This window comes from Acanthopleuribacter pedis (assembly GCF_017377855.1).
GTDB lineage: Bacteria > Acidobacteriota > Holophagae > Acanthopleuribacterales > Acanthopleuribacteraceae > Acanthopleuribacter > Acanthopleuribacter pedis.
The window spans coordinates 169,971-191,056 of the sequence record NZ_JAFREP010000022.1; the positions used below are offsets into that span (position 1 = coordinate 169,971).

Sequence of the window (21,086 nt, forward strand, 5' to 3'; positions counted from 1 at the left end):
GTCGCCTGGCGCGCTTAAAAGCTGTGGTAGAATGCGCCCGGAGTTCCTATCGGCCCATTTTCGACCCGTGACGACCGCTTGTGCGATTTCGTCTTCATATGGGGTGTCGCGCCGGTACCTCCACCTGATCTCTTGCCTGTGACGGAACCTTTTTGCACCCGCCTCGCGGGCCGGCCAGGTTGCCCCATCATGTTTGGCGATTGATTCGGGTTATTTTTTTTATGAGGAACCCTGATGTCCGCCAACACCCACCCCTGTCGACTTTTGGTCGGCTTGCTGTTGTTGCTCCCCCTCTGGGCCACGTCCCCCACCCTTGATTTAAAAACCATCATGCAGGATCCCGCATGGATCGGCGAGATCCCCCAAGACTTGGCTCTCGACGCCAAAGGCACCACCGCTTTTTTTCGGGTTCGCCAGGAAGCCCCCAAGCCCCAACGCCTGATGGCGCTGGATCTGGCGAGCGGCCGGGTCACCCCAATCAGCGACGCCCAAATGGCGGACGCCCTCGCACGCAACCCCATTACGCGCGGTGAATGGCAAGTCGCCGCCCTTTCGGGCGACCTTTATGCCCGTCGCAACCTGGGTTCTTGGCAACCGGTGGTTACACGCGAGGAACGGCTGCGGCCCGTCGCCTTTAAAGAAGACGGCGTTTTTGTGTACCGCGCCGACAACCAACTGTTTCGCTATGATTTAAACAAAGGAACCGACCGACAAATTACGGCGGTCCGCTTTCGCGATGAACCCACGCCCAAGGAGGGTTGGCATCAGCAGGAAGAACGGGCACTGATTCAAGAAGTAGCCCAAGGTTACGAAGGCGAAGAACACCGCAAGGAACAGCAAGCCCGCTTGCGCCGCGCCTTAGGCCAACCCGAACCGGTCTATCTTGGCGCCAAATGGGAACTGGGCGACAGCATCTTCGACCAATTCAGCATCGATATCAGCGCCGACAACCGTCATCTCGCGGTTGTCCTGGCGCCGAGCGATCAGCCGACCCCACCCAAATACGCGGAATTCATTAACCGCGACGGTGCGGTGGTACTCAAAAACGGCTACGCCCGCACCGGTCACACGACACCAACCTGGAAACTGGTTTTTTACAACCACGAAACCCAAAAATTGACCAACTTCGACGTCTCATCGCTGCCGGAAATCAAACATAACCGCCACGCCGCGATCCAAAACGAAAAAACCGAAGCCGGCGCGGAAAAAATCAGCGACGAACACGACGCGCCACGTTCCGTTTACATGGAAGCGGCTGGATTCAGCGGAGACGGACACACTTATTTGGTCACGGTGTTCAGCCGCGATTGGAAAGATCGCTGGCTGCTGTTGATCGACGCGGGCACGGGCGAACACGAGTTGGTGATGCACCATCACAATCCTGCCTGGGTTCAAAACTTCATGACCAACGTACCCACGGCACCTTGGTTTGGCGGCAGTGCCCAATGGCACCCCGACCGAAAAAAGGTGGTCTTCCTTTCGGACCACGAGGGTTACCAACATTTTTACCAGTACGATCCCGGCACCAAAGCAGTGACGGCCCTAACGAAAGGCACGTGGGAAGTCTACAGCCCGACTGCCGGACCCGAGGGCAAGTATTGGTACTTCCACGCCAATCGCGAACATCCGGGAGAACGTCATTTCTACCGCATGCCGTTGGCGGGCGGCGACATCGAACAGCTCACCCAAGGCGAAGGCCGTCACACGGTCGCCCTCAGCGCCGACGGCAAAGCGATGGTCAGTCTTTTCGAACGGGCCACCATCCCCGCGGTCATCCAACACAAAAAGAAAAAGAAGTGGAAAACGCTGTATGACGGCCGTTCCGAGGCCTTTAAAAGCATCAAATGGCAACAACCCGAATTCATTACCTACACCAACCGCGACGGCAAACCCGTTCACGCCCGCCTGTTCACCCCGAAACAATCAAACGGCGCGGGGGTGATCTTTGTCCACGGCGCGGGTTACCTGCAAAACGCCCACAAGGGATGGAGCGGTTATTTCCGTGAAAATATGTTCCATAACCTGCTGGCACGCGCGGGGTACACGGTCCTCGACCCCGATTTCACGGCCTCCTCGGGTTACGGTGAAGACTGGCGCACGGGCATTTACCGCCACATGGGCGGTCGCGACTTAAACGACGTGGTCGACGGCGCGGCCTTTTTGGCCAAAGACAAAGGTGTCGATGCCCAAAAGATCGGCGTCTACGGGGGCAGCTACGGCGGCTTCATTTCGCTGATGGCGATGTTCACCACACCCGACATCTTCCAGGCCGGCGCGGCGTTGCGCCCGGTTACCGACTGGTCCTATTACAACCACTGGTACACCAGCCGCATCTTGAACACGCCGGAAGTGGACCCCGAGGCCTACCGTCGCAGCAGTCCGATCTACCACGCGGAAGGACTCAAGGGCGCCTTACTCATTTGCCACGGCATGGTAGACAACAACGTTCCCTACCAGGATTCGGTACGTTTGGCACAGCGCCTGATCGAACTCAAGAAACACAACTGGGAGCTCAGCTCTTACCCAGTGGAAGCCCACGCGTTTCATACCTCGGGCGGTTGGTACGACGAATACCGCCGCATTTGGGAACTGTTCGAACGCACCCTGCGGTAAGCCGATCAAAAAAACCAAGCCCGCATTGCTCACGAGGATTCGTCGCGAAAAGCTGTAACCCTTGTGAGAAATGCGGGCATATCGGCGGTTTCCCTATCTATAAATGGTGGGAATCGCCGATTTTGGCTTACACGCTGCTCGTCACCCGACCCAGGGCCTCAATTACCGCGGTGGTAATCACCTCGGTGCCGGCGTCACCCCCAACGCTGCGCAAGGCGAACGCCACGGCGTCTTCCAACAAGTCGGCTTCCTCGCGCATCCCCCAATGACCGCGCAGCAACAGGGCCAAACTCAACATGGCCGCGGCGGGATTGGCGCGCCCCCGCCCCGCGATATCAGGCGCCGAACCATGCACCGGCTCAGCTAATGCATGCACGTCACCCAGGTTAATGGAGGGCGCGGCCCCGAGACCGCCACACCAGTGGGCGGCCAGATCCGACAGAATATCGCCGTAAAGGTTGGGCGCGACCAAAACGCCAAAGGCTTCAGGCTGCTGTACCAACTTTAAAGCAGCGTAATCCACCAATAACTCATCCACTTGCAATACTTGATTTTCATCAACCGCGTTAACCGCCTCGCGCACGCTGTCGCGAAAGAGGCCGTCACTCAAAGGCACGACATTGGCTTTATGGACAACGGTCAACTTACGGCTGGGATGTTGCAAGGCCAAACGCGCGGCGATGCGGCCAATGCGCAGCGAGGCCTCGCGGGTAATCACCCGCTCGGCAACGGCCTGATCGCCGGCTCTTAGCTCACGGCCCACGTACAAACCCTCGGTATTTTCGCGAACGACCACCAAATCAATCGCACGCGGGGGTTGCAAGTCAACCGCGGCCCGCACCGGCCGCACGTTGGCATAGAGCCCCAAGGCGCGGCGCAGGGTTAAGATGGCGCTCTTGTAACCTTTGACAGGATAGCTGGGCGACGAAACCGCGCCAAACAGGGCTGCCCCAGCCTGGCGCACCAGATCCAAGGTTGCCTCGGGCACCGAGGTCCCGGTCGCTTGAAAACAATCCCAGCCGGCGTCGGCCTCGACCACCCGTGTCTCGGGACACAAGGCATGCAAAACCCGAACGGCGGCGGGCACCACTTCACGACCGATCCCGTCACCGGGAATCACGACCAATTCACGTCCCGTCATTAGGCCACCTCGGGGAAACCACCGTGCTCACGCACGTAGTTGACAATACCGCCGGCCTCGACAATGGCCCGGGCAAAATCGGGCAACGGCGGCAGCGCAAAAGATCGTTCGCCATGAATCAGTTGGTAATCGTTGAGGTCCACGGTCACCTGATCGCCCTCGTGCAGTTGGTGCACGAGGTCCGACGCAACAAATAAGGGCAAACCCAGATTCACGGCGTTGCGAAAGAAAATCCGCGCAAAAGACGGCGCGATAATAGCGGCGATTCCACGTCGCTTGAGCGCCAGCGGCGCGTACTCACGGGAGGAACCACAGCCGAAATTGGCGCCGGCGACAATCACATCACCGGCAACGGCCTCACGGTTAAAATCGGGGCGTGCCTCAATAAACGCGGCATCGGCCACATCATGATCGGGACGCATGTAGGGCGCAAACCGCCCCGGCACCATTTGATCGGTATCAACATCAGCACCAAACTTCCAAATACGACTCATTTTTTTCACCCTTTTGTTCTGTCGCGTTACGACGCGTTCGCGGGGGTCGTTCAACCGCCCTGCTAAAATTGGCGTTAAACTTCCTCGGGACCGGCAATGCGACCACTGATCGCGGTTGCCGCCGCCACCTCGGGCGAGGCCAGGTAAATACGCGACGAAGGCGCCCCCATCCGACCGCGGAAATTGCGGTTTCCGGTAGACAGACACACATCGCCGTCGCCGAGGGTGCCCTGATGACGCCCCATGCACATCCCGCAGCCGGGCGTGGTTAAGGTCGCCCCCGCGTCGATCAGGATCGACAAGGTGTCGTCACGCATGGCGCGCTGCATTTCCAAATTGGAGGCGGGTGTGATCATCAGGCGTACATTGGGGTGGATGCGGCGACCGCTGAGAATTCGTGCCGCCGCGCGCATGTCCTCGTAACGCCCATTGGTACAGGTTCCGAGAAACACGACACTTACATCGGTTCCGGCAACCTCGGAAAGATCACACACATCGTCGACCTGGTTGGGGCGGGCCACCTGGGGTTCCAACTCGGCCAAATCAATGACCAGTTCCTGTTCATAAACCGCGTCTTCCTGAACCTGCAACCAAGCCGGGGGCAGCAGCTGTTCGGCCACGACCCCGGTGGGTGGCACAATACCCGCTTTGGCGCCCACCTCAACGGCCATACTCGCCAGTGTTTGCCGCCCTTCCAAGGGCAACCAATCGAGGCCGTGGTATTCAATGGCGGCATAGGTCGCGCCCGCGATGGTCAAGTCCCGGCACACGCGCAACGCCAAATCTTTGGCGGAAACCCCGGGACGGAAGCGACCGCGAACCTGAACGCGAAGGGTGGGCGGCACCTTGACCCAGGTTTTGCCGGTCGCCCAAATTAGCGCAATATCGGTGGTCCCCATCCCGGAACCAAAGGCACCAACCGCGCCATAACTACAAGAGTGCGAGTCTGATCCAAAAATCAACATACCGGGACGCGCCAGCCGTTCTTCCACCAACACTTGGTGACAAATACCGCGACCAACATCAAACAACCGGATATCTTGTTCGCGAGCGAAAGCCCGCACTTTGTTTTGGTTGTTGGCGGTGCCGACGGTAGAAGCGGGCGAGACGTGGTCGAGCACGATGGCAATTTTGTCTTTGTCAAAGACGCGGTCAACACCCAATTGGTCGCGCATCACGCGGATAATGCTGGGCGACAGTGAATCGTGGCCCATCACCAAATCAGGTGCAACCACCACCATGTCGCCGGGCGCAACGGGACGGCCGGCGGCGCGCGACAAAATTTGTTCACTAAGGGTCATCGGCCGTTGCCAACCGGGGTGGGCCGCCTCGCGGCTCGGCACTTCAAGAGACTGAATGGACATAAGCTACCTCGCTTTCCGCAACCACGGCGGACACTGGGTGCGCGTCGGCGCGCGGCACCATGGTTAAAATGCACTGGTCGACCTGATCCTGATTGAGCGGCCCGCGATCACTGATTGCCTTGATAAAGCGGGCAACCGAACGCGCCTCATCCGGGCACAGATGCACACCCAAGGCTTCACCGCGTGCGGCGACCGCGTTCCAACCGGTCAAACGGTGACCGGTCAGAATTTCGCGGGTCAACCCAAACGCCTCGGGTGCCAAGATCTCGTAGGTTTGCGGATGGTTGATGACGGCCTTGGTGTGAATGCCGGCCTTGTGGGTGAAGGCGCAGAAGCTGGTCACACAACCGGTAAAGGGAATCTCCAAACCAATCATCTCGGCCACCAGACGATCCAAGCCAACCAAACCCGGCAAATGGTAATGGGCGGTTAGCCGCGGCGCGGTCGCGTGGAGGCGTGCCACCCAGTCGCTGAGTGGCGCAATCCCGTTGCGCTCACCAATCCCCAACACGGTGGTGTCGATATGGGTTGCGCCCGCTTCCCAAGCGGCAAAGGCATTGGCAACGGCACAGCCGGTATCGTTGTGACCGTGGAATTCAATGCCACATTGCACCTCGGCACGAACCCGGGAAACCAAGTCGTAAATCTGGCGTGGGGTGCCGGCACCGACGGTATCGGCAATGCCGACACGGTCAACGCCCAAGGCATCCACGGCCCGGTAAACCCGCAACAAATCGTCGATAGAAGTGCGCATGCTGTCTTCACAGCTAAAGCGCACTTCCACCGGGAACTGCTGCAAGAAGGTGATCACCTCGGTCGCGGCTTGGATCACGGCGTCAATACTTTTGCCGTGGCTAAACTCGCGCAAAAACGAGGAAGTACCCAACACCAGGTTGATCCCGTCAACACCGGCGGCGAGGGCGCGCTGCACGTCGTCCATGTGACAGCGGGTATGGGTGAGGATCTTGGCGCGAAGGCCAAGTCCGACAATGGCACGGCAATCTTCAAAACTTTGGGGCGAGGCGCAGGGGGAAGTCACCTCAATGTACTCAACGCCAAACGCGTCGAGGGCACGTGCAATTTGAATTTTTTGGGCGGGAGAAAATGAAGCGCGGGCAAACTGTTCGCCCTCGCGAAGGGTCGAGTCAATAACGGCACAAGGTACATAACGCATGTCGGAGCCTCCATCGCGTGCGCCCGTTCCGCATCAAAACGGTGAGGGGCATGGTGTACGTGGTTGAAAAGAGTGCGGCGACATTGTGTTTTCGTTTTTGAATCGCTTTCATCATGAACTCCTATGTTCAAAAGGGTTTGTGGCCAACTGACCACATTGGGAACTGCACTTGGGGGGTGGGTTTTCTCTATCGGGACGAAACCAACATGGGGGAATGCGGTGTGTCCGAGGCGGAGCGACGGGGGAAGGTCGCTCCGCCTTTTTGGGTTTAACCTAAAAGGTGCACCAAGGCGCGCTTCTTAGGTTTAAGCATAAAAAAAGCGGGCTCCCGTTTTCCGGTGAGCCCGCTTTCCCGTAACTTAAAATGACCGTGATCTAGGGACAAGCTGTGCCAACCGGGATGGTTACCCGTTTCTTCTTCTTGTCCTTTTTCTTTGTCTGTTGGTGAGCCAGGTTCAAAGTGGTCATGATGTTACCCAAAAGTTTTCAAGGGATGATAGAAGGAAACCAAGACCACCGCGCGAGTCTAAGACGTGGTGGACTATGAGGCGCATTGTGAATCAAAGAAATAACGAATGTCAAGTTATTTTTTAGCCTGCCGATCCTCAAAACAACCATCGCCACGCCAGGCTCTAAAGCAAAGCTTCGCGTTAAAAAGATCAACCCAGGCCACTTTTTTCAAATAACTTAGGGGTTATCGCCTGCTTCGCCCGCATCCGCTTCATGGGTAAAAACGAGCAACCGGTTTTCGCCTTGCTCCTTGTTGGATTGGGGGATTTTGTAGAAAGGGAACCCTTGCGTGTTGAGCAGCACAAACAAATTGCCGGCCTGGTCCCAATCGAACCCCTCGGCCAAGCCGGTGTAACGGAAATGCAGGTTGTCGCTGGCGATCTCCCGCTTCAGTGGGCTGAAGTCAAACGCGGGTTCCACCTGCTGCTTGTCCCCTTCATTGGCGAGCATGGCAGCCAAGGACAGTTTACCGATCTGCCACCGACGCTTGAGCAACAGGTAAAGATCGTCACCCCGGCGGCGCACCTCGCTGATCGTCAACTTGCGATTGCCGATCACCAGTTTCCAACGCTGTTTTTCCGCCCAGCCATCATCCTGCTTCACCAGTAAGGCCGCGGCCGAAGGGTCCTGGTCTCGGAAAATCAATATGCGGTCGGCATCAAGGGGAATCACATGGGAAAGACCGCAAGTGAAGGTTTTGTTCAAACAAACCGGGGATTCAGGCAGGGAAATCACTTCCTGGGTAAACCAATATTCACGGTTCACCAACAGAATTCGGCCCGACCATTGCTCGCGGTCACCATCGAACAGGCGCGATGCGGTCAGCGCCATGGTTTCTTTGTCTAGCCAGGGCTGCAACCCGCGTAAGTCCTCTCGCATAAGCGGCTTGACCGGAACGGCGGCGAACCCCACGCCCGGCGGTGTCACCGGCTCGCGCGCGCGACGCTGTCTAGAGCGCACCCGCACCTGGCCAACCTGCAGGGGCTTGCGTTTGCGTTTCGGTTTCTCCGCCTCCGCCTTGGGGCCGCGGTAAACAAGTTGGTAAATGCCGGGCCTGGAATCAGGCAGACCGACGGTAAGAAACCATTCATCACCCATTCTGGCCAAGGAGGTAGCGCAGGTGGCGTCGCGGATGGGGTAAATCGAAAAACGTGCGGGGTCGAGCTTGGCAAACACGGGATCGGCGGGCGCTTGAAAACAAAACAAAAAAGCAATCCAAATCATCCAACCCCCCGGGGTCTGTTTTGGTGAGCCCAAAGTATTTAACCCGCATTGCTTACAAGGAATTCAGCTGTAAAGCCGAAATGCGCGCGAGTGGTTTAAGCTATATCACGGTGTCAGCGGAATCACGATCCCAAACGCAAAAAAGGCACCCGATGGGTGCCTTTTTTGTTCGTTAAGTGTGGTGCCCAAGCCCGGACTCGAACCGGGACGACCGAAAGGTCACTACCCCCTCAAGATAGCGTGTCTACCAATTTCACCACTTGGGCGTCGTCACTACAGCGGTGGATTCTAGCGAAGCACTACCGCAAATGCAAGACGTTTTAACGATCTAATTGTCTTTTTGTTGCGCATCCTCGCCGGCCTTTTCGGCAGCGGCGGCGGCGGCACGCGCCTCACGCTCTTTCTTGATGCGCTCTTCTTCCGCCTTGCGAATTTCAGGCGGCAAATTTTCAAAGGTCACGGTTTCCATGTTTTCGGGATTCACCGCATCGCCAATGCCCACTTGCGTGGAATTACCTTGGTCGTCGACAACGGTGACATCACCGGCGGCACCAGGTGCGGCGGTCGCTTGATCGCCGGCCGCGGCGGGAATGGTAGGCTGGTGATCAGAGGCGATACTCTGATTGCTGTGGCCACCTTGGAACGCGAGAACCATGGAAGTAACCATGAACAAAACGGCAATAGCGGAAGTGAGTTTGGTGAGGACCTTGTCACCACCACCGGCACCGAATACGGAATTGGTGTTGTCGGAAACAGAAACCAAACCGCCGGTCTTACCGTCCTGGAAGAGAATGATCAGAATCAGCGTGACGCAGATAAAAATGTGAAAAATAAAAAGAAAACCCATAACGGCCCTCCATCTCGGATCGGGCGAGGCCCGGAACGCCGCAGTCTAGCACAAGGAGCCAAGCCCTGCCAAGCCCCATTTTCCGCGGCGGACACCCCGCCCCCAACTGCACCAAACAGCGTTCAAAGCGGGCCGAAACCCCGGCCCGCCAAGCGTTGTGTCGTTTTACGGCGCAAGCGCCGGGCCGTAAGGATCGGCCTCAAAAGCTTCTAATTCAACGTATTCGGGGCGTTTCGGACTGGTTAACAAAACCTGATGGAAATCACGCATCAACAGGTAGAAACGCGCCAACTTGTCGTAATCGAGAAACTGCCAATCGTCCATGTGGCTGTGGTAATGCTCGTGGACGTCGGCAAAGAAAAACATGTTGGGGATCTCCTTGCGGGCGAAATGCAGTTGGTCGCTGCGGCGATGGAAACGATCCAGGCTTTTGTCAAACGTAAAACCTCGCTCGTTCCCGCGGTGCACCTGGTTCAAGTACCGGTTCAAGCTGGAGACCCCGTCCGAGGCGGACGGAATCACCCCAATCCGATCCGTGGCGTTGCGACCAACCATGTCGATATTAATATTGGCCACAATCTGCGCCAAGGGAACAGGAAGGTTGTTGATGAAGTATTCCGAGCCAAGCAAACCCTGCTCCTCACCGGAATAAAAAACAATGATCAAGCCACGACCGCCGGGATTGGCGGCAAAATGTTTGGCCAACAGCAACAAAGTAGCGCAACCGCTGCCATTGTCGTCGGCGCCGTTGTAGACGGTGTCGCGATCAAAGCCGAGATGGTCGTAATGGGCGCTTAACACAAGGTATTCGTCTTTTAAGTTGGGATCGCCGCCATGGACCACGCCGACCACGTTTTCGGTGGGCCGCGTCTCCCGTTCAATCACCTGCGCCACGGCCAAACGGCGGCGTTTCATAAGTACGGCTTCCATGGTCCCGTCTTTGAGGATACGCGCATGGGCGGCTTGAATCTTCGCCAGATACTTAGGGCCGAAAAACTTGGGACGCTGCGCTTCGTTCAAACGGAATACGGGAAAGGTTTTCTGGCGCGCGCCCCCATCGTTGGGCAGCGAAATGCTGTGCATCGGCGGCAAATAGGCGGGAACATGATCCTCGCGCGGCTCCTCCAACAAAATGACACCCACGGCGCCGCCGTTAAGCGCATTCCTAATTTTGAACCAATTGGAAAACCGGCGCGATTCAATCTTACTGTAGGGATGACTCTCGCCCAATTCAGCGTCGGGTTGGCCGGCATGCATGACAACCCACTTACCCTCAATTTCAGTGCCGGAAAAATCATTATGCGGATGGGAATTCAGGCCGTAACCCAAATAAACCATGGAGGTATCGTGGTTGATGCGTCCCTCGCCGAAGGAACGTAGACGGAAGTCCTCGTGCAGGTTGAGCTCGTGCTTGGGACCGTTCCCAGACACTTCAACCCGCAAAAGATGCTCGCGATGGCGCAGTACCTCAACATCAAAAGGCTGCATGAAGGAGGTCTGTTCCGCGTTGCCAAAAGGGGTCACACCGGAAAGCTGCATTTGGGTGGCCAAATACAAGCCGGCTAATTTTTGCCCACGAAAACTGGTTTCGCGTCCCTCTAACAAGTCATCGGCCAGAAAGGCGACGTGGGCGCGGATATCGGCCTGAATCGATTCCACCGCGCTTGTCGCGGTCTCAGCACCCGGCGTGGCCGCGGACAAAGGTGTCGCCGCAAGCAAGGTTAACAAACAAACAAGTTGTACCATAAATTCCTTCTATTAAAACATTTACAGCCTCGCGCTTATCCGACGCCGATAGGAAACCCCACGGCATGTTCCGCATTAACCCACGCAGGCTTTTATGGAAACAACACCGAAACGGATTTTTATTTAAACATATACGCGTAATTTCTCTGAAAAAGGTCCGCTGGATTGAAGGCGAGAAAAATCGGTCATCCCTTGGCCGCGGCCCGAATCTTATCGGCCAAATTCTTCACGGCGAACGCGAACAATTCGTCCTCGCGCCATTCACCCATGGAGGGGACGCCTCCCTCGCGCATGGAAACGGCCGCATCGACCCCGCTTTTGGGATCAACGGCTTGCCATTCGGCCAATTCGTCATCGTCGAGCACGGAGACGGGAAGCACCAGGCGACGCCCGACCTTTTGCGCTAAAAAATAGCCGTGCAATACTTCACTTTTCAGCCAATCCGAATACAGGCTGTGGGGCGACACAATCACCACAAGCGGCTCCAAACCCCTTCGATTGTTGGCGATCCGGTTTTGCGCACCGGCCTGTTCGCGAGACTCATAGGGCACCAACCAACACCGAATACCTTCCCGGTGCAGGCCTTCCACCAAGCGTTCCGCCAACTCGCTATCCGGCCCGCTGTAATTGCTGTATGCCAGGTAACAAGCACAGTAGGAAACCCGGGCTTGGGCCACACTTTCAAAAAAAACGTCGGGTAAACCCGCCCCCTGCAGGAAGGATTTGGCCAAGCCGGGACTGCGCAATAGGGTGCGGTGATCGAGGGAACAAGGCGCGAGAAACAAGCTGTTCCCGGTGCCCTCCGCCCCCGCCAGGGACGTATTCACCAACCAGGTCTCACCAAATCGGGTTTCCTCAAAATGAACATTGTCCAGCACGGACCGGAACAGGCGGGCTCCGACAAGCGACGCACCACTGAGATCGGCACCTCGCATGACCGCCTCCTCAAAGGTGGCGTCTTCCAAAACCGCCTCGCTCAAATCCGCCTCGCCCAGATCGGATTTCACAAAACGCGCCCCGCGTAAATCCGCTTTGCTCAGATCGGCCCAACTGAGGTTGGCAAGGTGGAAGGAAGCTTTGGCCAAGGCGGCCTCGTGAAGCCGGGCCTCGTTGAGAATGGCGCCGGAGAAATCGCATTGGGCGGCGTGCACCCCGGTTAGATCAGCATGGGTGCAGTTGGCATTGACCAGTCGCGCTCCCTCCATATGGGCCTGGCTTAAATCGGCGTGTAACAGGTTGGCGTCGCTGAGATCGGCATTCAGCAAGGTTGCTTGAGCCAGGTCGACGCGGTTCAGCAGCGCACCGCGAAGGGTGGCACCGGTAAAGTTCACCCTGCTCAGTTCGACCCGGTTAAAGTTCGCGCCGGCCAGGTTGGCGTTTTGGAGATTGGCGTCGGTAAGGGTCGCACCGGAGAAGTTCACGCCGGCCAACTCGGCATTGATGAGGTTGGCACTGTTCAGGCGGCATTTGCTGAGGTTGGCCCCGTTTAGATTGGCGCGAATGAAGTTCACCTTGGAAAGGTCGACCCCGCTAAGATCGCAACCACCAAGGTCTTGCTTACTCAGGTTGGGCACGTAATCGGGAAACGCCTTGCGAAGCTGGTTCCATGTCTCCGGTTTCTGCTTGAGGAGCAACAGGAGTTGTTCCTTGGGCAGTTCATTAATATTCATCGCAACAACCACCCCTTGCCGAGCCCGCATACCAGGAGAATCGCCACACATTCTCCTGCAATGATTATCGGGTTTCCCCTAAATTCCATAACGACCTTTCTTCTCAACTAGCGGCGGGGACGGATAGAAGCGGGTGTGGCCGAGGCGGGCGAATAGGTCACCCGTTTGGGTGCGCCCAGTTGGCCGTCGCCGTCGCGAATCGGATAATGCCAAAACAACAGCGGTTCGTGCCAAACCATGGTCAACCAGCCGACCTGGGCGACACGCCCCTGTTCGGCGGTAAAGATCGCGGTTGGGGACCCACTTTCTCGGACATCGCCGACCATTCCCATGGCGAGCCCGTCGGCACCCAACACGAGCAACGCATTTTCGTCGCGGGTCCGAGCCAATGCCGCTTTGAGGGATCTCGCGGTCATTTGGTTAAAGGCACCGAGATCACCGTCTTCACCGCGAATGCGACTTTGACGGGCACGGAGTTCGGCCAAAATCAAACGCCGCAACGGCATGTTTACAACCGGAACCCACCAGGCGGCCTGATCTTCCACGGTCACCTCGGCGATCCGACGGGTGAGTTGCCGCCAAACCTCGGCAATGAACATGGCTCGCTCGGCATCGCTCGAACGATTGAGCAGTTCAAGCACGGCTTCCAACTGTTTGTCGCTGAGTTCGGTCTGAAGCGCGCCGTCGAGCCGAAACAACAAAGCGTCAACCAAGGCGGCATCCAAGGGTGAATCCTCGCGAAAGCGGTTGTTTTTCACAAAATCGCCACCATCGGCCCAAGCCGCCCAGACGAAATCGGAGCCGGTCACGGCCGCGGCGGGCAAGGCCTCCTCCCAGGGGCGGCGGAACAGCGGCGGTTGAAAGGTGGGCCCACCGCGATCCGAACTCGGATTACTCGAGGCGTAAAGACGGGCATTACGTCGCGGCGATTCGCCGCCGAGTAACAAGGCGGCGGAAGGCACCTGGTGATACTGCATGGCGGCACGGGCGTCGTCGAGATTACCCGCGGTGAACAGGTAATAGAGCGCAACCAAATCGGCGCTGGGCCGAAAACCATCCCAGTCGTAATAGGTATCGACCCCGGCCCCGAACACAAGGGGCTTCACCCAGCGGCCAAAAGGCGCGCGGATCGGCGCTTGATCGTAAAGTTTGGCAATGTTGCCGGTATCGCTTTCGCGAAACAAGGCTTCTTGTCCCACAAACTGATCTTCAGGAAACACGTAAAAGGTTTCGTCTCGGGTCAATCGCGGTTGAAGCGCAAACTGGACACCCGCGGTTTGTCCCGACCAAAGAAAGGGCAACCCGGCCAAGCTTAATCCCTCGGAAACATACAGTTCGGGAATTTCAAAACGGGTCGGAACCGCGAGAAATTGGAAAAAAGGATCGCCCCGCAAGTGCTGGGCGGTAGCGCCGTTTGCGTCCCGAAAAAGCACCATCTCAATCCATGGGGCACGAAACAAACCGGCGGGCGCAAGATCACTTTCCAAAGCAGGATCGGCCGGCGGATGGACCGGCGGTAAACCGGGCCCGAACCATTGCGGTTCGGCGCCCAGTTCACGCACCCACCACCGCATGGCCCATTCTTTGGCCCAGCAGCGATTGATGAGAAACGCGAGGCCGCGTTGGTACACAAACAAATCGGTTAAGGTCCAGCGCCGGCCACCCCCCGCTTCGCTTAAACCTTCGGCATAAGCCGTAAGCAACACCGAAACATGGTGGGGTACTTGCTGAACACAGGCCTCCGCCGCGGTTGTCAAATCGAGGTAGTAAAAAACGGGCGCTAAATCATCCAACGCCTTCACCCCAGTTTTAGCGGGAATCCCCTTGAACAAACGGACCAACTGCTCCAGCTCCGTGCCGGCGTGGGTTCCATGCAACACGCCTTGCAAGAACAAAAGGTCGTGCATGTCGGCGGCACTCACTTCATATAACCCATGGGGGTGTGCCGTGATCGACCCGGTTTGGTTCAAACCCTTGGCCTGTTTGGGAAAATCCAAAGGCTGAAAACCCACTTCTTCAGTGCGAAAAAAGAAATGGTAAACGATATATCCGGCCCCACCAAGCATGGCGAGCATCACAAGCAGGAGCAGGGCTTTTTTCATAGGGGATCCTAAAAAAGTTGCCGCTAAAGCGACAGGGTATCAAGTAATCGGCGCACGATGGTTCCCATTGTACCGCGTAGAAATAGACAGGAGAACCAACACCTGGCCAGGCCGACACCGCGGTGATTTTGCAGCGGCGAACGGTCAAGTTTCCACCCATCCCAACCGAGGTTAGAGGTACACCCTTTTTCATCACCGAACCGCGACACCGATCCATCCAAGGCGAGGCGCTCATGAAACTGCAAATCACCTGCCCTGAATGCGGCAAACAATCGCTCATCGAGTCAAGCAAGGTACCGCTTGGCAAACTCAAAACAACCTGCCACAGTTGTAACCAAAAGTTTTTTATCGACAAGGGCCAAAATCTCAACTGCCGCCTGATCCAAGCCGAGGCAGCGGGTGCCGCCGACGAGCCAGAGGGCAACTGGAAAATCGACCGACCGGAATTTGAGGGCATTGAATACGAAACATCCGGGGTCGGCGGCTTGATTCGCTCCGGCATGGTCACCCCGGCAACCCGCGTCCTGGCCCCGGGTGCAAAACAATTCCAAGAAGCGGGCAAGCTGGAAAGCTTGCGCAAGTTCTTCGAACAAAAAGAAAAGCGCGACAGTTAACCCGCATTTCTCACAAGGATTCGTCGCGAGAAGCTGAAAGCCTTGTGAGTACGAGATGACGACCTAGCCACGGCACAGGGGTCCGACCATTCGGGGTCCGACCATTCGGGGTCCGACCGATCGGGGTCCGACCGATCGGCGTAGCAGCTGAGGCGAAGGCGCTCGACCGAGTAAGGCGGATGGCCGCCCCGCGGATGGCCGCCCCGCGGATGGCCGCCCCGCGGATGGCCGCCCCGCGGATGGCCGCCCCCTCGTAATGGCACGGATTGCCCCGCGGCAGAATTCCTTGGGAGAAATGCGGGTTAACCCGCGTCACCCGAAGCGGGGCAACCCATCCCGACATGCCAAACGAAAAAAGGCCCGTCACCAAAGGCAACAGGCCGTTTTTATTCATTTGGAATCGGTTTAAGAGAAAACAGGTGTAACACCTTGCTCGCGCAGGAAGCCGGCAATGTTGTCCGATTTCTTGAGCACGTGGCGGTACAGCACCATGACATCTTCCTGGCGGGAGAAAGCCAGACCGTGCTTGAGGTCAAGCACCAGGGCGTGCAGGATGTCTTTGGGGTTTTCAATGTAATCCTGATCCATGATGTGTTTCATGGCGGCTTCGGCTCCCCCTTCGCGGGCGGCCAGATAGAGCAGGGTGGCCAGGTACATCAGCGCCGTCTCGCCGTGTTCGACCGAGGCCAGTTTGGGCTGGCGACGCGGCATGTGGTTGTCCGCCGTGTAGGCCAAGTTCTTGCCCAACTTGCTGATCGCCTCGCGCACATCGTCGGCGGTAATCAGCGGGCGACGCCCTGTTTCAGGATCGACAATTTCTTCCTTGGGAATACTGATCCCGCCACCCTCGTCGATGGCGACATCCACGATCGCGGAATTTTCACGCATCAAGCGCAGCTGGGATACATCGGCCACCTTGGGCGTGTCACCACTGCCCTGCAGGAAGATGGTGAGAATGAAACCCTTGGCGCCTTCCAGATCCTCGTCTTCAACCAGACCGGCTTGTTTAATGCGAACCTTGGGATAAGCGGCGTATTCCTCGCGCAGTGCTTCACAACGACGCGGAAACTTTTCGAGAATCAGGATTTCGCGGATACGCGAAAGGTTTTTCTCTTCCAACAGCACGCTCACGGCGCTGGTGCCGGCAATGCCGCCGCCCGAGACAACCACCTTCTCGTCAACGTCGAGGTGCTCGCTCACATCAAGGCCGGCGAGTTTGCCCGCGTAAACCGACATGCTGGAACGCAGCGGCACCGGATACTTGGGTCGAATTTTAGTATCCATTTTGTAGGCGAAACCGCCCACCGCGGAACCGTCGAAAATACCGCTGAACGAACCACGCGCTACAAATTCGGCCAAGCCGGTATTGGGTCGAAAATCGCCGGAGTGAAGCGCCCCAATGCGAATAAAGGACCCGGGAATGGTTGCCTCATAAGCGGTTGATTCCTTGAGGGCGTGGACCAAGTCGGGCTGGTGCGCCATGTTGGGAATCTGGTTCTCTTCGATGATGGACCCACCGGCTTCGCCGTACTGGGCGTCGGAAAACCCGGCGCCGTTGCCAGCCCCCGCAACCACGTAAAAATGGCTGTTCACACCCAACTCTTTAAGCCAATTTTTGAGCATGGCCATTTGATCGGGCGTGATCGCCACGCGCTGTTCGTAAGAGCCGGGTTCGCCGATATGCACATCGGTGCCCAACAAGAAGGTCACTTCGCGACCCGTGACTTCGCTAAAACCGTTCTCCACGGTTGGCAACGGTAAAATGCCTGAATAGGTTTTGTCTTGATCCACTCCAAGTCCCCCTTAAATGGCGTCGGGTCAAACCCGCACCCTTTTTTCAACAGGATGTTCCTTCCCTACCCACACCCAAGTGTGGGAACGGGGTCGAAAGCGACCCCCAAAAGCCGAACCCTGTCAGGGAGAAACCGGGATTTCTCAGAACCAAGGCTTCGGCACATTAGATGACTTTGACCAGAAAACGATGTTTCCGACCTTTGTTGATCATGAAGTAACGGTCTTCCACGGACTGATCCAGCTTGATGTTGGCTTTAAAATCAGAAAGGGTTGTTCCGTTGAGCTTCAAGCCGTTTCCGGTGATTAGGCGCCTGGCTTCGCCGTTGGATTTGGTTACGCCACAGCTTACCAATAATTCGGCGACCCAAATACCGTCATTAAGGAATTTTTCGCGAGGAATTTCGGTTAACGGCATTTCCTGCTCGATACTGAGGAGGAGATCCGCCGTCAATCCTTCGGCGCGACCACCGAACACCAGCTCGGTCGCCCGCTGCACTTTTTCCAGCTCGTCCCTTCCATGAACCAGCAGGGTCATTTCTTCGGCCAACCGACGCTGGGCCGTGCGTTCGGCGGGCGCGTCTTGGACAGCCTGGGCAAGGGCTTCAATTTCCGCTTGCTTCAAGAAGGTGAACACCTTCAAGTAGTGAACAACCTCGTCGTCCCCGGCATTCATCCAGAACTGATAGAAGCGGTAGGGCGAGGTTCGTTTGGGGTCGAGCCAAATGTTGCCTTGCTCGGTTTTCCCGAACTTGGCGCCACTGCTGTTGGTAATCAGCGGCGACACGACCCCGTACGCTTTTTTGCCACCTTGGCGGCGGATGTAATCGGTGCCCGCGGTGATGTTGCCCCATTGGTCGCTACCACCCATTTGCAAGACACAATCGTGGTGTTTGTTGAGGTGGAAGAAATCGTAGGACTGCAACATCATGTAGGTGAATTCCGTGTAGGAAATGCCCTCTTCGCTGTTGATCCGCCGTTTGACGGATTCTTTGGACATCATGTAGTTAATCGTGAAGCTCTTCCCAACCTCACGCAAGAAGTCAATAAAGTTAAAACTTCCCAACCAATCGTAGTTGTTCAAAATCTGGGCAGGATTGCCCTTGCGCTCGAAATCAATGAAATGCGACAACTGGGCGCGAATACCGGCCACGTTGGCCGCCAACTGTTCCGCGGACAGAAGGTTCCGTTCCTGGGATTTCCCACTGGGGTCGCCAATCATACCGGTGGCACCGCCAATCAGCGCAATCGGGGTATGCCCAAATTGTTGCAGACGAACCAGAGATAAAATCGGCAACAAGCTTCCCACGTGCAAGGAGTCGGCAGTCGGGTCAAAACCGATGTAAGCCGTCACTTTTTCGTTGGCAAGCAACGCCTCGACGCCTTCCGTTTTGTCATAAATCAAACCACGCCATGCTAATTCTTCGAAAAGGTTTGATGTCATCGATGCCTCCTGGGTATACGCGGTGCGGCAAGACAAGCGACCCTGTTAGAACAGCGTCGCGTCACCGTAATAAGGCACCTATTGTTACCCAGCCCTGCGAAGGATTACTACGATTTTTAGCGAAGGCCCCCTTCACTAGAATGCGCCCCATTCCCATCGGAGAGCGGGCAGCCAAAACCAGAAAAGCAGACACCCATAATTTATTACGGATTATCGACAAATTACAACATCTTATTTGCCAAAAGGCCAAATTCACAAAATTAAGCAAGGGTTCCAGCAAATAAGCATGCATTAAAAATGGGTCTACCCGAAGAGCGCGTTAATCGTCTCGGGGTGGCTTGGGTTTCCCAAACAAGATGTTAAGACCGGTTTCAACGATTTTGGTCCCGCTCTTAGCAACCGTTTGCGCGGTGCGGTCAACCAACTCGCCGCCCGCGGCCGCGATCACCGCATCTTCGAAACCGGCTTTCACGTGCTCGCGAAATTCCGGGAGGACTTCTTCCGCGCCGGCAAGAAGCCCCTGTTTCACTTCTTCACGGAATTCGGGGAGCAAAGCTTGCGCCGATTCTTCGAAGCCGGCGGACACCTCGCGCCGGAACTCGGGAAGCAGTGCCTCGGCCGCTTCCTCAAAACCTTTGACAACCTCCGCGCGAAACTCGGGCAGTAATTCCTCGGCGGCCTCTTCAAAACCTTTGACTAGCTCGGCACGAAACTCGGGCAACATCTCCTCGGCGGCTTGTTCAAGTTCACGACGAAAATCCTGCTCAGTTTCCAGCATGCGACGGTCGTATTCGGCCTCGAGTATGTCGTGTAACCAAAAGCGATAGAGAAGGAAGGCGAAAGCAAGCGTGAAGACACTGGACAACAGCGCGGTAAAAAGCATGATGATTAGGGTTTCAAAAGCCATGGTTCCTCCCCGGGACGACGCCTCACCCAGAACCGCGCGGACAAGCCTTGTGTTTCGAAAGAGATTGCCGGTACGAAATAAGATTCCTGACGCTAAATTAGCACAAGCCATGCGGGGCGAGGCGGTAATTTCGCAACGGCCGCCGGCCCGCGGGCCCAGCCATGCAAACAGGTGCGCCGGCGGTCGGCTTGACGCCGGCGCGGTTTGGTTGGAAGCCCAAGATGCAGAAGCGCGGCCCATCAAGACACCAGCGAAACCCGCGGCGCGAATCGAAGCGCGGGTAAAGGCAAACTCGTCGGTGGCTGCGGCAACCCCACCATACCCACGCGTTGGTAAGCGGCAAAACGATTGACGGCCGCAACAGCAGCCGCGCCCTCACCAAAGTACTGGTGCATTTCACGATGAACCTCATCGAAATAAACACAAGAGCCGCCGTCATTCACGGCAAAAGATCCCCGGCGCCGGCACCCCAAAAAATGGGTACGTCGCGAGGGGCCCACATCGAACCAGGTCGGCAGGAGAAAGTCGGCAAGGGCGACCCCGTCACACCAATAACAACCGGGTGCCGCGGGTGCACAGATATCGCGGTACACCAAAGCGGGTCGACGCGGCTGTTCGGGGTTTACACCGAGGACCCAGTCGGAAGCCGCGCCAGCCACCGCGGCCTGAACAGCCAATCGAGAGAGCACAATACTCCAAGGCTCATCCCAAAGCGCGGCGGTCTCGAGACAAACAACCGCCGGACGCACGGTCCCCAAGGTCGCGAGGTAGCGGGCAAGTTTGCCGGCCTGTTGCGCGGTCGAAACCAGAAAAATGGGTGTTCCGGCCTGGGGACGCGCGGCAGCGTCACGTGCCACAAAATCCAAAGACCGCTGCCGGTCCATGACTTCCAACGAGGGACGCGTTCCCCAAAAGGGTTGTACATCTTCAATGAGTTGTCGGGTTATGGCCGCAACGACCGGCTCCAGTTCATCCACGCACACCGGCGCGACATTACAAATAACGACATGGTTCATGATTGCCTCCATCCATCGGGGTTGGGCACCAGAAACGAGAGGACAAGGTGCCGCTACTTCATGACCCCACCCAACAGACAAAAGGGCTCAAAATTTTTCATTTTTTTTCCTAAGAGGCACGACTAGAGCGAGGATTTTTGGCTAACCCGCATTTCTCACAAGACTTTCTGCTTTTCGCGACGAATCCTTGAGAGAAATGCGAACTAAAGATCTGGAGTGAAATGGCTGGAAAAAAAGCGGGCCGGGGTCGCGCACGACGCGCACCCACTGGGTACGGTGCGTATTTTGCAGGCAGTTACAGTCCAGATAGTGTGTTGTGGGTTTGAGTGCAAGGGGAAATCTCAGGTTCCACCGTTTTTGTTAGAGCCAGGCATACCCCGGCCTAGCGGCCGATGAAGCGGCCGTGTTCAGCGGGGGCATTTTTTCTCC

15 protein-coding genes and 1 tRNA gene are annotated in these 21,086 nt (G+C 57.0%); 2 read left to right on the forward strand and 14 right to left on the reverse strand.

The features are described from left to right. Positions 1 to 234: 234 nt before the first annotated feature. Entirely contained in the window at positions 235 to 2,613 is a 2,379-nt protein-coding gene (locus J3U88_RS22315) for a S9 family peptidase (protein WP_207861203.1), read from the forward strand. Between the two features lie 127 nt (positions 2,614 to 2,740). On the opposite strand, the gene J3U88_RS22320 is transcribed toward J3U88_RS22315, so the two are convergent. The 10 genes from J3U88_RS22320 to J3U88_RS22365 form a co-directional block, all read right to left on the reverse strand. Continuing rightward, positions 2,741 to 3,754, reverse strand: coding sequence for an isocitrate/isopropylmalate dehydrogenase family protein (locus tag J3U88_RS22320; RefSeq protein ID WP_207861204.1), 1,014 nt, complete (start codon positions 3,752 to 3,754; stop codon positions 2,741 to 2,743). Next, the gene (locus J3U88_RS22325) at positions 3,754 to 4,248 is read right to left on the reverse strand and encodes a LeuD/DmdB family oxidoreductase small subunit (RefSeq protein WP_207861205.1); all 495 of its coding nucleotides are present in this window, start codon (positions 4,246 to 4,248) and stop codon (positions 3,754 to 3,756) included. The genes J3U88_RS22320 and J3U88_RS22325 overlap by 1 nt, the downstream gene beginning before the upstream one ends. A 74-nt stretch (positions 4,249 to 4,322) precedes the next feature. Further along, positions 4,323 to 5,612, reverse strand: coding sequence for a 3-isopropylmalate dehydratase large subunit (locus J3U88_RS22330; RefSeq protein WP_207861206.1), 1,290 nt, complete (start codon positions 5,610 to 5,612; stop codon positions 4,323 to 4,325). Further along, positions 5,593 to 6,786: a homocitrate synthase gene (gene lysS / locus J3U88_RS22335; RefSeq protein ID WP_207861207.1), complete on the reverse strand. Its 1,194-nt coding sequence runs from the start codon at positions 6,784 to 6,786 to the stop codon at positions 5,593 to 5,595. Before lysS ends, J3U88_RS22330 begins: the two co-directional genes overlap by 20 nt. A 687-nt stretch (positions 6,787 to 7,473) precedes the next feature. Next, positions 7,474 to 8,520, reverse strand: coding sequence for a hypothetical protein (locus J3U88_RS22340; RefSeq protein ID WP_207861208.1), 1,047 nt, complete (start codon positions 8,518 to 8,520; stop codon positions 7,474 to 7,476). 179 nt (positions 8,521 to 8,699) lie between these two features. Continuing rightward, positions 8,700 to 8,786: transfer RNA gene (locus tag J3U88_RS22345), tRNA-Leu, on the reverse strand. Between the two features lie 62 nt (positions 8,787 to 8,848). Beyond that, a complete protein-coding gene (secG, locus tag J3U88_RS22350) occupies positions 8,849 to 9,367 on the reverse strand; it encodes a preprotein translocase subunit SecG (protein WP_207861209.1) in 519 nt (172 codons plus the stop codon). Positions 9,368 to 9,532: 165 nt separating this feature from the next. Beyond that, positions 9,533 to 11,113 (reverse strand): M28 family peptidase, encoded by a 1,581-nt coding sequence (locus J3U88_RS22355; RefSeq protein ID WP_207861210.1) that lies wholly within the window; start codon positions 11,111 to 11,113, stop codon positions 9,533 to 9,535. Positions 11,114 to 11,298: 185 nt separating this feature from the next. After that, positions 11,299 to 12,783 carry a pentapeptide repeat-containing protein gene (locus J3U88_RS22360; RefSeq protein ID WP_207861211.1) on the reverse strand — a complete coding sequence of 495 codons (1,485 nt, stop codon included), beginning with the start codon at positions 12,781 to 12,783 and terminating at the stop codon, positions 11,299 to 11,301. 107 nt (positions 12,784 to 12,890) lie between these two features. After that, entirely contained in the window at positions 12,891 to 14,885 is a 1,995-nt protein-coding gene (locus J3U88_RS22365; protein ID WP_207861212.1) for a hypothetical protein, read from the reverse strand. Positions 14,886 to 15,118: 233 nt separating this feature from the next. On the opposite strand from J3U88_RS22365, the gene J3U88_RS22370 reads away from it, so the two are divergent. Beyond that, positions 15,119 to 15,499, forward strand: a complete 381-nt coding sequence (locus tag J3U88_RS22370) for a zinc ribbon domain-containing protein (RefSeq protein WP_207861213.1) — start codon at positions 15,119 to 15,121, stop codon at positions 15,497 to 15,499. Positions 15,500 to 15,904: 405 nt separating this feature from the next. On the opposite strand, the gene J3U88_RS22375 is transcribed toward J3U88_RS22370, so the two are convergent. The 4 genes from J3U88_RS22375 to J3U88_RS22390 all read right to left on the reverse strand — a co-directional run bounded on the left by J3U88_RS22375 (position 15,905) and on the right by J3U88_RS22390 (position 20,657). Then, positions 15,905 to 17,290: a Rossmann-fold NAD(P)-binding domain-containing protein gene (locus J3U88_RS22375; protein ID WP_207861214.1), complete on the reverse strand. Its 1,386-nt coding sequence runs from the start codon at positions 17,288 to 17,290 to the stop codon at positions 15,905 to 15,907. Positions 17,291 to 17,456: 166 nt separating this feature from the next. Next, the gene (tyrS, locus tag J3U88_RS22380) at positions 17,457 to 18,734 is read right to left on the reverse strand and encodes a tyrosine--tRNA ligase (protein ID WP_207861215.1); all 1,278 of its coding nucleotides are present in this window, start codon (positions 18,732 to 18,734) and stop codon (positions 17,457 to 17,459) included. 319 nt (positions 18,735 to 19,053) lie between these two features. Beyond that, positions 19,054 to 19,641 carry a hypothetical protein gene (locus J3U88_RS22385; protein WP_207861216.1) on the reverse strand — a complete coding sequence of 196 codons (588 nt, stop codon included), beginning with the start codon at positions 19,639 to 19,641 and terminating at the stop codon, positions 19,054 to 19,056. 239 nt (positions 19,642 to 19,880) lie between these two features. Beyond that, the gene (locus J3U88_RS22390) at positions 19,881 to 20,657 is read right to left on the reverse strand and encodes a hypothetical protein (protein ID WP_207861217.1); all 777 of its coding nucleotides are present in this window, start codon (positions 20,655 to 20,657) and stop codon (positions 19,881 to 19,883) included. Positions 20,658 to 21,086 lie beyond the last annotated feature (429 nt).

Excerpts from the sequence above, each read along its gene's own strand:
- J3U88_RS22315 (WP_207861203.1), top strand. The coding sequence starts at position 235 with ATGTCCGCCAACACCCACCCCTGTCGACTTTTGGTCGGCTTGCTGTTG.
- J3U88_RS22320 (WP_207861204.1), bottom strand. The coding sequence starts at position 3,754 with ATGACGGGACGTGAATTGGTCGTGATTCCCGGTGACGGGATCGGTCGT.
- J3U88_RS22325 (WP_207861205.1), bottom strand. The coding sequence starts at position 4,248 with ATGAGTCGTATTTGGAAGTTTGGTGCTGATGTTGATACCGATCAAATG.
- J3U88_RS22330 (WP_207861206.1), bottom strand. The coding sequence starts at position 5,612 with ATGTCCATTCAGTCTCTTGAAGTGCCGAGCCGCGAGGCGGCCCACCCC.
- lysS (WP_207861207.1), bottom strand. The coding sequence starts at position 6,786 with ATGCGTTATGTACCTTGTGCCGTTATTGACTCGACCCTTCGCGAGGGC.
- J3U88_RS22340 (WP_207861208.1), bottom strand. The coding sequence starts at position 8,520 with ATGATTTGGATTGCTTTTTTGTTTTGTTTTCAAGCGCCCGCCGATCCC.
- secG (WP_207861209.1), bottom strand. The coding sequence starts at position 9,367 with ATGGGTTTTCTTTTTATTTTTCACATTTTTATCTGCGTCACGCTGATT.
- J3U88_RS22355 (WP_207861210.1), bottom strand. The coding sequence starts at position 11,113 with ATGGTACAACTTGTTTGTTTGTTAACCTTGCTTGCGGCGACACCTTTG.
- J3U88_RS22360 (WP_207861211.1), bottom strand. The coding sequence starts at position 12,783 with ATGAATATTAATGAACTGCCCAAGGAACAACTCCTGTTGCTCCTCAAG.
- J3U88_RS22365 (WP_207861212.1), bottom strand. The coding sequence starts at position 14,885 with ATGAAAAAAGCCCTGCTCCTGCTTGTGATGCTCGCCATGCTTGGTGGG.
- J3U88_RS22370 (WP_207861213.1), top strand. The coding sequence starts at position 15,119 with ATGAAACTGCAAATCACCTGCCCTGAATGCGGCAAACAATCGCTCATC.
- tyrS (WP_207861215.1), bottom strand. The coding sequence starts at position 18,734 with ATGACATCAAACCTTTTCGAAGAATTAGCATGGCGTGGTTTGATTTAT.
- J3U88_RS22385 (WP_207861216.1), bottom strand. The coding sequence starts at position 19,641 with ATGGCTTTTGAAACCCTAATCATCATGCTTTTTACCGCGCTGTTGTCC.
- J3U88_RS22390 (WP_207861217.1), bottom strand. The coding sequence starts at position 20,657 with ATGAACCATGTCGTTATTTGTAATGTCGCGCCGGTGTGCGTGGATGAA.